The following is a 10,824-nucleotide window of genomic DNA, read 5'->3' as shown; positions in this document are numbered from 1 at the left end:
TTTTATCGTACAGAGTAACTAATTTAAGATGATTGCATTTACGGGCTACAGCCTAGCCACACAAGGGCTTTAACTGTTTTCGGAGATGTCTAAGGGAGTAAAACGTCCTGTAGAGCAAGTTCCCTGGAATGATGCAGTGGAATTTTGTAAAAAGCTGAGTCAAAAGGCTGGGCGTAATTATTGCCTACCTAGTGAAGCAGAGTGGGAATACGCCTGTCGTGCAGGAACAACGACACCATTTCACTTCGGTGAGACGATTACAACTGAGTTAGCTAACTATGAGGGAGATTCCACTTATGCTTCTGCACCAAAAGGAAAAAATCGTCAAGAAACAACAGAAGTAGGAAGTTTTTCACCTAACGCCTTTGGATTATATGATATGCACGGGAATATCTGGGAGTGGTGTCAAGATACTTGGCATGAAAGCTATAAAGGAGCGCCTAGTGATGGAAGTGCATGGATAGATAATGATAATAAAATTCGGACGCTGCGGGGCGGTTCCTGGTACGACCTTCCTGGAAAATGCCGTTCCGCGTCTCGTAATCTCAACTTTAGGGTGGGGCGCGACCTCATCCACAGCAATCTTGGTTTTCGGGTTGTCGTTTCAGCCGTTGGGAGGACTCCTTAGCCCTTTATACTTCTTTCCTTTACCCTTTTTCAGTGTAGCGAAGCGGAACGATCTAATTGTTGAAAAAAAATTAGGACTTACGAAGACTCCAACTAGAAATAATTATGAATCAAGAGCTTACCCAAGCGATGCCTCAGAAATTCAGCTATTCCACAGTATCGATTTACTGACTATCGATGAGCTTCCATATATGCTCGCAGTAAGGTATTGATGTGCGTTTGATAACCTTGTCCTTGGGACTTAAACCACTCTAGTACATCGCTGTCAATGCGTAACGTCACCTGTGCTTTCTTTTTTGCCGCAGGTAAACCCCGTCGAACTGTAGCCTTGGCAAACAGTTCTGGTGTAATTTCCGGGCAATCTGATAAATCAATATCTTCATCGCTCATAGCATCAAGCCGTTGCCAATCAGTCTGAGAATTGCTCGAAATAGATTCGTTGCTCATATTTGGTTGCCTTTCTCGCAGAAATAATGCACGTTAAATCATCACTATCTGTATGCCTTTTGGTTTAATAATTATTCACAAACTACAGTCGTGCAAGCAATTGAACGGCTTTCTGGTTTAGGCTTAATTATAATTTCTACATCATTACCTAAAATATTTATAAATCTAATCAATCTATCTATTGAAAAATCTTTTAGCTTCCCTCTGGTTAAAGCAGATATTTTTGGTTGATCTATTCCAAGAACTTCGGCTGCTTGGACTTGATTTAATTGGCGATTAGCAATAATTTCACTAATTTTGCGTGCAAGTTCTGCTTTAATTAAGCGCTCTTCAGGATTAGACAATCCTAAATCAGCAAAGACATTTCCGTTACTAATATAAACATCATTTTCGTTGCTCATTTTTTACTCCACTGTTTTTGCTATTTCTTGTAAATAATCTTCCTGAGCAACCTTGAGTCTCTTTTTAACTAAATCTATATCTTGTTTTGGTGTAGCAATGCCGTGTTTTAATTTCTTTTGAAATGAATGTAATAGGTAAACAAATCCTGCAAATTTAACAGTGTAAATTGCCCTGTATGTATCTCCTTCAAAATCATCTACAATTTCTAAAACCCCAGTTCCTGTAAATCCATGCAAAGGTTTTGCGTCAGGATGCTTTTCACCATGTTGTGCTAAATCCAGAGCATAACCCATTACATCTTGCACATCTTCAGGGAAATCTTTCAAATCATCAAGAGCGCTTGCAATCCATTTGAGGGGTTTTTCTTGTTTTTTACTCATCTAATGCTAACTATGCTAATAATAGCATATTAAAATATAAGCGCTGCCTACGGTGGTCACTGAGCCTTGCCGTTGGCGCAGCCTCTCGTAGAGAAGTGCTGTAAACTACGCACCTGCTGGGCTTTGATGCAAAACTTAGTTTAAAGACTCCAACTAGAAATTATTATGAACTAAGGGCTTACCCAAGCGATCGCCTTAGAAGTTCAGCTATTCTGTTGAAGTACTTGAAAGTCGTGTTGAAGTACTTCAAAGTCGTGTTGAAGTACTTCAAAGTCGTGTTGAGGTACTGCGAAATCGTGTTGAGGTACTCCGAAGTCATGTTGAGGTACTCCGAAATCGTGTTGAGGTACTTGAAAGTCATGTTGAGGTACTCCGAAATCGTGTTGAGGTACTTGAAAGTCATGTTGAGGTACTCCGAAATCGTGTTGAAGTACTTGAAAGTCGTGTTGGAGTACTTCAAACTTTGTCGCACCGCAATCAAGTACAAAAGAAGTGTAGGCGTATACGCCTAAGCTTGACTTTTAAAACAGTCGCTACACATTTATTATTCTTTAGGCAAAACCTACGCAGTATTGCATCAAAATTACTGCCATTCCCAGAAGCCAATTACCGAGGCGACTTGTTGGCATACATCGCTAATACGAGGAGAAACCAAGCTAAGGGTAGAATCAGGGCGGAGGATAGTAACAGCTAAAAGGAAAATTATATATGTCAAAAAAAATATATACTACTAAGTCGTGGTTGGATAATGATACAGTAGCTGCCTGGACTTTTCTCACACCGGCACTAATTTTACTAGGTGTTTTTATCATTTGGCCGATCGCTTATTTGTTTTACCTCAGCTTTACTGCTGGTAGTTTTACCTTAAAAGGTACTTATTGGATAGGCTTAAAAAACTATTGGCGCTTGCTACTTAACCCCGACTTCTGGCAAGTTCTGGGTAACACCTTTTATTTTACTGTTGCCACCATTATTCCCAGTTTAGTTATTTCCTTGGGATTGGCTGTCCTATTAAACCGCTCTATTCCCTTGCGGGGCATCATGCGGAGTGCATACTTTTTACCTTCGATTATTTCACTTGTGGCAGCTGGTTTAGGATTTCGCTGGCTGTTTCAAACATCAGGGCCAGTTAACGGACTTTTAGATTTTTTTGGTATTGCAGCTATACCTTGGCTAGGAGATACCTTTTGGGCAATGCCAGTAATTATTTTAATGAGTATTTGGAAACAACTCGGTTTCAATATGGTAGTTTTTTTAGCAGGCTTGCAAGCAATTCCTCCGAGCCGTTATGAAGCAGCAGATTTGGATGGAGCAAATGCTTGGCAACAATTTTGGTATATTACTCTGCCTGGATTGCGCCCGACTGTGATATTTGCAGTCATTACTACCGCGATTTTTACATTGCGGAGTTTTGAGCAAGTTTTTGTCATGACTGGCGGTGGCCCACTGAATTCGACTAATTTGCTGGTTTACTACATTTATCAAGAGGCTTTTGGTCAGTTTGATTTTGGTTATGCAGCCGCCGCCGCGACGGTGTTACTAGCAGTGACACTGGTATTAGTTTATTTTCAACTGCAAACTTGGAAAGACGAGTGAGGGGGGTAGGATGCAGGGAGAAAGGGGAATTTTGGAAGTTACTAATTCATCGCGCAAATATGCAACAGAGTTTTTATTTTTTTGATAGGCTGCGATATTCCCAAGGATTAACAAATTTAGTGTCACTCCAAACCCCAACACGTTGTTCCTTGGCTTCAGCTTCGGCCTGTTGAACTAAGTCTTTGCTAGGACACTTGTTTAAATAAGGACGATATACCTTTGCCAATCCTTCTTTTAACAATATCTGCTGCACAAAAGCGCCATTTTGTAAACGAACTTCGGCAATTTTGCGTCCATAGCGATCGCTATCTGTGATATTCAAAGTCACGCGATCGCCTCCTTGCTGCACCAGTTGTTGTACTCGTTCTTGGGCTTTCACACCCCAGTTAAATTGATTGCGATCGCTAGTACGTTTACTTTGCTTTTCTTTATTAGAGTGGGCTATTTCGGGCGCATCTACACAAGCAAAGCGCACGGTAAAATTTTTGCCGTTAGTATCTTTAACTACTATAGTATCGCCATCACTCACTCGCTCAACTGGTTCTCCAGAAGTACCGATAAAGCGATCGCAACCTATCAAACCCAAAAATATGATAGTTGCACAAAGCCAAAATCGCACTGGTTTATTTAATTTCTCCATCCCAACTCACCTGCATTACCTCTGTGGAATGATATTAGCAAAACGACGAGATATATTTGTTAACCTGTCACTGGAAGCATAACTTTTCCGTTACGGAAAGCTTATGCTTACAATACACCTCGGAAATATTCTGCTTCCAATTTTTTTAGACTACAGCAAGTATTAGGTTGAATCATCTCATGTCTGAGCAAGATAACAAAAATGAACCTATTAATGAATTGATTGCAGTCGGTTCAGAAATTACTGGAGGTACTTTAGTCACCGCAATTATTCTTGCTTTAGGTGGGGCTGCTGCTGGGCCTCCTGGAGCTATTTTAACCAGTGTTGCCTCTCCTACAATAGTATATTTTTTGAAAAAAATAGGCGCACAGGTTAAAAATCGCTTCCTTAGTCATCGAGAAGAAGTAAGAGTTGGAGCGACTTTAACATTTGCAATTTCTAAAATTCAGGAAAATTTGGATAATGGCAAACAGATTCGACAAGACGATTTTTTTAAAAAAGGAGTACAAAACCGTTCAGCAGCAGAAGAAGTTTTTGAAGGTGTTTTAATTGCTTCGCAGAGGGAACATGAAGAAAAAAAGCTCAGGTTTTACGGAAATTTAGTTGCCAACATAGCTTTTCATCCAGAAATTAATAGAGCGCAGGCTAATGTTCTTCTTAGATTAGGATCAAGTCTTTCTTATACTCAGATGTGCTTGTTAGGGCTGATTGCGAATAAAGATAAGTACAAATTGCGGCAGCAAAATTATATATCTAAGGATGAACAAGGTAAAATTCAAGTTTTAGATTTAAAACTTGAGCAGACATTTGCATTACAGGAAATATACGATCTATATATAAAGAGAATTTTAGAAATTAATATGTCTGGACTAATTTTTGGAAAACCAATTGCTGATTTAGAGTATATCACTCCTCAAAACTTAACAATCAAAGAAATAGGATCACAACTTTACAATTTGATGGAGTTAAGTGATATACCTAAAGAAGACTTTGACTCAATTTCTCAGCTTTTATCTGATCCGTAAACTCAAAAAACTCTCAACTATTAAACTGGCATAAACCCAAGCGACCCTTATTGTCTGCGTCTAGACATTTGGAATAGGATTTTAATTTCTTGCTGCGTTAGCTTTTTGAATTAGGATAAAGTGGCCGTTTTTGAAGAATAATGTAACCGCCCCAGGCAATTAAAAATTCCAATCAGTAAAACCCTCAGACGGCAACAGAATAGTAAATACACATTAGTATAAGAATTGTAACCTTTTAACGATCAGTGGGAATTTCTGATGAACTTCTTAACTCACATTCTGCATTTAGCTGGTTCAGGTGCTTTTGCCTATTACTCTGCTGCTCAAATTCGTGATTCTAAAACCCGTCCCAACATCCTTGCGGGGTTTTATTTCGCTGAATCTGGTTCTGTGCCGTTTTTATCTGCACTTAGCGATCGCGCCGCAGCCGAAGGCGATACATGGCTAGCCGAAAAACTAGCAAAACACGCATCCGATGAAACTAGGCATGGTAAAGTTTTTGCCCACGCCTTACAGCAGATGAATAAAAAAGTTATAGATTTTAAGCGTCAACCCCAAACTACCACCACAAACAAATCACAACAGCAACGTAGCCCGTTTTTTGCAGCATTCTTTGAAGGCTACACCCAAGAACAACTTAAACCTGCTGTCATTGACTGGGATGTGTTTATGGCTAGCACATACATTCTTGAGTTAGATGCTAGTAAAGACTTTGCGCGAATGGCGAAAGTATTACCTGATAACGAGCCAACCGGTCGTAACTTAAAGTTAGGAATGCTAAGTATTGCCCAAGATGAAACAGGACACGCTGCTTATCTCTACGAAGCCATGATGCGACGGATGCCTGCTGCTAAAGTGGAAAAACTTGTAGATATGTGGCGAACCCGGAAAGTAAACGCCTTGTTAGCAATGGTTGGTGGTATCCTCCAGCGTAATGGCGAAACGCGATCGCTAGTCCAAGATAGTGCGCCGTCAGAAATCGATTCTGAGTTGATAGCTACCTAACTATAAAACTCATATTTTATTGCGTGAAAAAACTCCGTACAACTTAAAAAGTCTTCTTTCCTATTGCCTCTTGCCTATTTATTGCCTTCTTCAAATTAATTCCACATTGCTTTCTCTGAAGCGCTATTCCCAAGTAAGTAAGTTGGCGCGGAAAAACCCAAGTATATTACGAAACGTAAATAGGCTTAAAGTCCTTACTAATGACCAATGACATAGACGCTTCTGCGGCTTCCCGCAGGGTAGGACAAATGACAGCCCTCACCAGTTAGCTTTAATTGCGCCAACCTACTTAGATTATGGAAGACCTAAAACAAGCAATAATTAGCTACTCCAGTAAAGACCTCGAACAACGAAAAAAATGGTATTCTCCAGCAGCAGAGGCTTATAACAAGGTACGACCCCGCTATCCAGAGGATTTAATTCACCAAGTTGTGGAGATTGCTCAACTTTCCACTAACTCAAAAATCCTAGAAGTAGGATGTGGCCCTGCAACTGCAACAATAGCATTCGCTCAATTGGGTTGCTCAATGATTTGCTTAGAACCCAACCCAGATTTTTTTCGATTAGCTCAACAGAATTGTAGAATGTATCCCAATGTAGAGATTGAGAATACATCTTTTGAAGAGTGGACGTTACAGCCTTCTAAATTTGATGCCGTCTTAGCAGCGAGTTCTTTTCATTGGATATCACCAGAAGTAGGATATCAAAAAGCAGCAAATGCCTTACAACAAACTGGCAACCTGATTTTACTATGGAACAAAGAACTTCAACCTTCATCTGAAGTATATCAACGCTTATCCAAAATCTATCAATTATATGCTCCATCGCTTGATCGATATGAAGACATAGAAACCCAAGAAGAGATATTGAGAGGATTAGGAAATATGTCCATCGATTCGGGCCAATTTAAAGATTTAATATCCGGGCAAGTTGTATCTGAAGTGACATATAATGTTGATGAATATTTAATGCTTTTAAACACTTACTCGCCATACCTAAAGTTACCTCCAGATACCAAAAAAACATTATTTACAGGATTGAGGCAAAGTATAGAATATGACTTCGGAGGCAGTCTTCATCTCTCATATATCTCCGCTTTTCACATTGCCAAAAAAATTTAGTCCATCAAAGAGAGCAGTTAAATTTTGTGGAGTGTTGTAGATGTACCCATACTTTTAACTAGCGATACTACCCAGCAAACCTAAGTAAGGTACTTCTTAAAAACTGACTATGAAAGCTGAAGCAGAAAACAATCTCAGGCTGACTTGTGAAGTAGAAACTACCCTAAAGGTAATCGGCGGACGCTGGAAAGTTTTGATTATTAGAGAATTAATGACTGGCGTAAAAAGGTTTGGTGAGTTACAACGAGCTTTACCTGGAGTTACGCAAAAGATGTTGACTCAGCAACTTAGAGAAATGGAGCAAGACGGCATTATCCATCGAGAAGTTTATCCCCAAATTCCACCAAAGGTAGAATATTCGCTAACGCATTTAGGAGAAACTTTGCAACCAATTCTCTATGCTATGCATGAATGGGCTATTAAACACTCAAATCGAACAAATCACCATCAATTTTGAGCATAGGTATCAAATAATAATTGCTCATTTTAAATTTGAGATAGGAGATTATTTTTGAATCTTGAATTGTTTATTTAGACATATCTAGAAATTAATGGAGACGCAATATTTTACGTCTCTACATTTTTTTGAAGACGTTTATTCATTGCTTCTTAAATATTCAATCGCTGCCTCTAATTTTGAGGGGTAACTTTCAGCAAACCTTTCAAACCAAAGTCCTTCCGACGAAAGTGGATCTACTTTAGCTAACCATTCTTTTGCCTGTATTTTCAAACCCTCTAATTGTTTGGCTTTGAGTTGTTCTTGGCGAATTCGCTCCTGTTCTAGTTCTTGTTGTTTTTTTAACTCAATAACAGCATCCTCTTCTGCAAAATCAGCCTTAACTTCTGCCAAAATGTTATCCATAAAAGATGCCGATTTTGGCGATGATGGAATAAAGGATTTGGCTGTGGCTGATTTTGACTGCTGTTGCGGTTGTACTTGTTTATATTCAGTTTGGAGTTCGGCTAACAGCTTATCAATGGAATCCATATTTGCAATTCCTCTAAATGGTATATCTAGTCATTAATGGCATTGAGCAACACTTCTGATAGACTCATATCTTCCATATCTTCCATAGTAATAGTGTCACAGATATCAAACTTAGCACCAGCACTTTGAAGTTCATCATCTAAGACTTTCAGAAAGCGAGTAGCTTGTGGATCTGCGCCCACTTGAATGAAGGAAATAGCTAATTCTTCATCTCGATCGATACGGCGAGAAGCTTCAATAATTACCTTCATCACTGCTTTGCGATCGTCTGGTTCACCATCAGTAACCACTAAAATTGTTTCACCATTTGGCTTTGTTTGACCGGATGCTTTACGTTGTAAGTAATCGTCAGTTGCGTGTTTCAACACACCTGCTAAGTCAGTTGTACCAGAGGGATCATTTTCTCGGAAAATTTGCCCTACTAGACTGGATGTCACGTTTTCGTATCGCTTGAATTTACCAGAAAATAAATAAATAGTTATACCATCTGGGTCAAATTGCTCACACTTGCTAGCTAAAGCTAAAGTAGATTCCTGTGCTGCAATCCATCTACTTCTACCACCCTTTTGATCTTGGGTTGCCATGCTGCCGCTTTTGTCAATAATTAAGGTGTAATCACGATTTTCTAGCATTTATAATTTTCCCAATTCCAATTATTTAATAAAAAACTTTAAACTAATCAGCCAGTTATTGCCTTGATTAAGACATCAGTAAGACTCATTTCTTCTAATTCTTCTAAAGTGATGGTGTCACAAATATCAAATTTAGCACCAACACTTTGTAATCCATCATCTAAAGCATGAAGAAATTTTGTTGCTTTTGTATCAGCACCTACCTGAATGAGAGAAATCCTTAATTCTTGAGGATTATCCAAACGCTGAGTAGCATTAATAATTATCTCATAGACAGCTTTGCGATCGCCTTGTGTACCATCGGTAACAACTAAAATTACTTCTCCGGCTGGCTTGGTTTGACTATTAGCTTTACGTTGGAAGTAGTTATTAATTGCATCTTGTAGTACACCTGCTAAATTAGTTGTATCTCCAGGTATATTTTCTGTGAAAATCTGCTTGACTTTGGCTGAGGTTACATGGTCATAACGTTGAAATTCTTTAGCAAACAGATAAATCGTGATTCCATCTAGATCAAACTCTTCACATTTAGTAGCTAATGCAAATGTCGATTCTTGTAATGCTACCCATCTACTTGTGCCATTCTTTTGATCTTGGGTTGACATACTGGCACTTTTGTCAATAATCAAGGTGTAATCACGATTTTCTAGCATTTAATAAATTTCCTAAACATTTAGTCCAAACTGCTAAATTAAATTATCAATCAGTCAGTTATTGCGTTAGTCAATACATCTACAAGACTCATTTCTTCTAAGTCGTCTAAAGTAACCGTGTCGCAGATATCAAATTTAGCGCCGACACTTTGCAACTGGTCATCCAAAGCTTTAAGGAACTTAGTTGCTTGGGCATCTGAACCTACTTGAATGATCGAAATTGCTAATTCTTCATCACGCTCCATCTGGCGAGTAGCATGAATGATAACTTCAAATACAGCTTTGCGATCGTCTGGTTCACCATCGGTGATGACTAAAATTGTCTCTCCGTTTGGCTTGCTTTTACCGGCTGCTTTACGTTGAAAGTAATTATTGAGTGCGTCTTGAAGCACACCTGCTAAGTTTGTCGTCCCAGCAGGGTCATTTTCGAGAAATATCTGTGCGACTTTGGCTGAGGTGACATCATCGTAGCGTTTAAATTTACCGGAAAACAAATAAACGGTGATGCCATCAGGGTCAAACTGTTCAGCCTTTCTTGCCAAAGCGAGTGTAGACTCTTGGGCGATTTCCCATCTACTTCTACCGCCCACTTGGTCGGGTGTGGACATACTACCGCTTTTATCAATGATTAATGTATAGTCGCGATCGCTCATCATAATTTTCCTTTGATTGTTACCCTGCAATTCTAGTCTAACTCCGTTTTTTTACCAGTAAGCAAAGCCTTTAAGCTTTGTATCAATTTCTACGTGAACTAGCCGCACTGACTTGGATTACAAAGTACAGTGCAGACTTCCAATTTCACGGAGGAATGCCGGATCTCGGATCAGAATATAAGATGAAGCTAGTTTATAGTTATAGTCTGCGATCGGTGAAGAAGTTTTGTCAGTACAGCAGAAAATTGCTTACTTATTCTATGAGCAGAAATTTATCACTAAGAAAATCAATGTTAAAGAAGCGACGCTTTTCTCTGAAGAATATGCTACTTTAACCTCTTCAGAAGTTAAGCCTTGAGCATTTGTAGTATTACAAAGTTTTCAAAACAATTATAGAACTCCTATTTGATTTTTGAACAAGATTCAGTACGGATGTATCTTTATTTTCTTCCCAATTCCCAATTCCCAATCCACGCAAGTAAATATGGCTACGCCACGCTGCGCGAACAGGAATCCGGTTTGATTTCTGAAAATATACGTAGGATGTGTTAGCGACAGCGTAACGCATCAAACCCATGATCATAGTGCGTTACGAACTCCGTTCTAACACACTCTACATACCTAATTTTGTTCAAAAATCAAATAGTAATCCTAT

General features: G+C 39.1%; 14 protein-coding genes. 6 read left to right on the top strand and 8 right to left on the bottom strand.

Annotated features, from left to right (window positions below):
* The first annotated feature begins 85 nt into the window (after positions 1-85).
* Positions 86-628, top strand: a complete 543-nt coding sequence (locus tag V7K69_RS05980; protein ID WP_442936120.1) for a formylglycine-generating enzyme family protein — start codon at positions 86-88, stop codon at positions 626-628.
* A gap of 170 nt (positions 629-798) precedes the next feature.
* Here V7K69_RS05980 and V7K69_RS05975 read toward each other — a convergent pair whose 3' ends face one another.
* The 3 genes from V7K69_RS05975 to V7K69_RS05965 all read right to left on the bottom strand — a co-directional run bounded on the left by V7K69_RS05975 (position 799) and on the right by V7K69_RS05965 (position 1,856).
* Positions 799-1,074, bottom strand: coding sequence for a BrnA antitoxin family protein (locus tag V7K69_RS05975; protein ID WP_181931507.1), 276 nt, complete (start codon positions 1,072-1,074; stop codon positions 799-801).
* 71 nt (positions 1,075-1,145) lie between these two features.
* The gene (locus V7K69_RS05970) at positions 1,146-1,475 is read right to left on the bottom strand and encodes a helix-turn-helix domain-containing protein (protein ID WP_335032274.1); all 330 of its coding nucleotides are present in this window, start codon (positions 1,473-1,475) and stop codon (positions 1,146-1,148) included.
* Positions 1,476-1,478: 3 nt separating this feature from the next.
* A complete protein-coding gene (locus tag V7K69_RS05965; protein WP_335032272.1) occupies positions 1,479-1,856 on the bottom strand; it encodes a type II toxin-antitoxin system RelE/ParE family toxin in 378 nt (125 codons plus the stop codon).
* 708 nt (positions 1,857-2,564) lie between these two features.
* Between V7K69_RS05965 and V7K69_RS05960 the strand changes: the two genes are divergently transcribed.
* Positions 2,565-3,452, top strand: a complete 888-nt coding sequence (locus V7K69_RS05960) for a carbohydrate ABC transporter permease (protein WP_335032270.1) — start codon at positions 2,565-2,567, stop codon at positions 3,450-3,452.
* 73 nt (positions 3,453-3,525) lie between these two features.
* On the opposite strand, the gene V7K69_RS05955 is transcribed toward V7K69_RS05960, so the two are convergent.
* Complete coding sequence (locus tag V7K69_RS05955; protein WP_335032268.1) at positions 3,526-4,092, bottom strand: thermonuclease family protein; 567 nt, start codon at positions 4,090-4,092, stop codon at positions 3,526-3,528.
* Between the two features lie 179 nt (positions 4,093-4,271).
* Here V7K69_RS05955 and V7K69_RS05950 point away from each other — a divergent pair, with 179 nt between their 5' ends.
* The 4 genes from V7K69_RS05950 to V7K69_RS05935 all read left to right on the top strand — a co-directional run bounded on the left by V7K69_RS05950 (position 4,272) and on the right by V7K69_RS05935 (position 7,700).
* A complete protein-coding gene (locus V7K69_RS05950) occupies positions 4,272-5,117 on the top strand; it encodes a hypothetical protein (protein ID WP_335032266.1) in 846 nt (281 codons plus the stop codon).
* Positions 5,118-5,375: 258 nt separating this feature from the next.
* Positions 5,376-6,122 (top strand): ferritin-like domain-containing protein, encoded by a 747-nt coding sequence (locus tag V7K69_RS05945; protein WP_335032264.1) that lies wholly within the window; start codon positions 5,376-5,378, stop codon positions 6,120-6,122.
* A 296-nt stretch (positions 6,123-6,418) separates the two neighbouring features.
* Entirely contained in the window at positions 6,419-7,243 is an 825-nt protein-coding gene (locus tag V7K69_RS05940) for a class I SAM-dependent methyltransferase (RefSeq protein WP_335032262.1), read from the top strand.
* A 109-nt stretch (positions 7,244-7,352) separates the two neighbouring features.
* Positions 7,353-7,700 carry a winged helix-turn-helix transcriptional regulator gene (locus tag V7K69_RS05935; protein WP_335032260.1) on the top strand — a complete coding sequence of 116 codons (348 nt, stop codon included), beginning with the start codon at positions 7,353-7,355 and terminating at the stop codon, positions 7,698-7,700.
* 138 nt (positions 7,701-7,838) lie between these two features.
* Here V7K69_RS05935 and V7K69_RS05930 read toward each other — a convergent pair whose 3' ends face one another.
* Genes V7K69_RS05930 through V7K69_RS05915 form a run of 4 tightly spaced genes read right to left on the bottom strand, consistent with a single transcriptional unit; the run spans position 7,839 to position 10,172 of the window.
* Entirely contained in the window at positions 7,839-8,231 is a 393-nt protein-coding gene (locus tag V7K69_RS05930; RefSeq protein ID WP_335032258.1) for a salt stress protein, Slr1339 family, read from the bottom strand.
* 26 nt (positions 8,232-8,257) lie between these two features.
* Entirely contained in the window at positions 8,258-8,863 is a 606-nt protein-coding gene (locus V7K69_RS05925) for a vWA domain-containing protein (RefSeq protein WP_335032256.1), read from the bottom strand.
* Between the two features lie 47 nt (positions 8,864-8,910).
* Positions 8,911-9,516 carry a vWA domain-containing protein gene (locus V7K69_RS05920; RefSeq protein ID WP_335032254.1) on the bottom strand — a complete coding sequence of 202 codons (606 nt, stop codon included), beginning with the start codon at positions 9,514-9,516 and terminating at the stop codon, positions 8,911-8,913.
* 50 nt (positions 9,517-9,566) lie between these two features.
* Positions 9,567-10,172, bottom strand: coding sequence for a vWA domain-containing protein (locus V7K69_RS05915; RefSeq protein WP_335032252.1), 606 nt, complete (start codon positions 10,170-10,172; stop codon positions 9,567-9,569).
* Positions 10,173-10,824: the final 652 nt, after the last annotated feature.

This window comes from Nostoc sp. (assembly GCF_036917775.1).
GTDB lineage: Bacteria > Cyanobacteriota > Cyanobacteriia > Cyanobacteriales > Nostocaceae > Nostoc.
The sequence above is the reverse complement of the archived record's forward strand: the minus strand, read 5'-3'. Positions and strand labels throughout refer to the sequence as shown.

Coding starts and splice junctions, on each gene's coding strand:
- V7K69_RS05980 (WP_442936120.1), top strand. CDS start 86: ATGTCTAAGGGAGTAAAACGTCCTGTAGAGCAAGTTCCCTGGAATGAT.
- V7K69_RS05975 (WP_181931507.1), bottom strand. CDS start 1,074: ATGAGCAACGAATCTATTTCGAGCAATTCTCAGACTGATTGGCAACGG.
- V7K69_RS05970 (WP_335032274.1), bottom strand. CDS start 1,475: ATGAGCAACGAAAATGATGTTTATATTAGTAACGGAAATGTCTTTGCT.
- V7K69_RS05965 (WP_335032272.1), bottom strand. CDS start 1,856: ATGAGTAAAAAACAAGAAAAACCCCTCAAATGGATTGCAAGCGCTCTT.
- V7K69_RS05960 (WP_335032270.1), top strand. CDS start 2,565: ATGTCAAAAAAAATATATACTACTAAGTCGTGGTTGGATAATGATACA.
- V7K69_RS05955 (WP_335032268.1), bottom strand. CDS start 4,092: ATGGAGAAATTAAATAAACCAGTGCGATTTTGGCTTTGTGCAACTATC.
- V7K69_RS05950 (WP_335032266.1), top strand. CDS start 4,272: ATGTCTGAGCAAGATAACAAAAATGAACCTATTAATGAATTGATTGCA.
- V7K69_RS05945 (WP_335032264.1), top strand. CDS start 5,376: ATGAACTTCTTAACTCACATTCTGCATTTAGCTGGTTCAGGTGCTTTT.
- V7K69_RS05940 (WP_335032262.1), top strand. CDS start 6,419: ATGGAAGACCTAAAACAAGCAATAATTAGCTACTCCAGTAAAGACCTC.
- V7K69_RS05935 (WP_335032260.1), top strand. CDS start 7,353: ATGAAAGCTGAAGCAGAAAACAATCTCAGGCTGACTTGTGAAGTAGAA.
- V7K69_RS05930 (WP_335032258.1), bottom strand. CDS start 8,231: ATGGATTCCATTGATAAGCTGTTAGCCGAACTCCAAACTGAATATAAA.
- V7K69_RS05925 (WP_335032256.1), bottom strand. CDS start 8,863: ATGCTAGAAAATCGTGATTACACCTTAATTATTGACAAAAGCGGCAGC.
- V7K69_RS05920 (WP_335032254.1), bottom strand. CDS start 9,516: ATGCTAGAAAATCGTGATTACACCTTGATTATTGACAAAAGTGCCAGT.
- V7K69_RS05915 (WP_335032252.1), bottom strand. CDS start 10,172: ATGATGAGCGATCGCGACTATACATTAATCATTGATAAAAGCGGTAGT.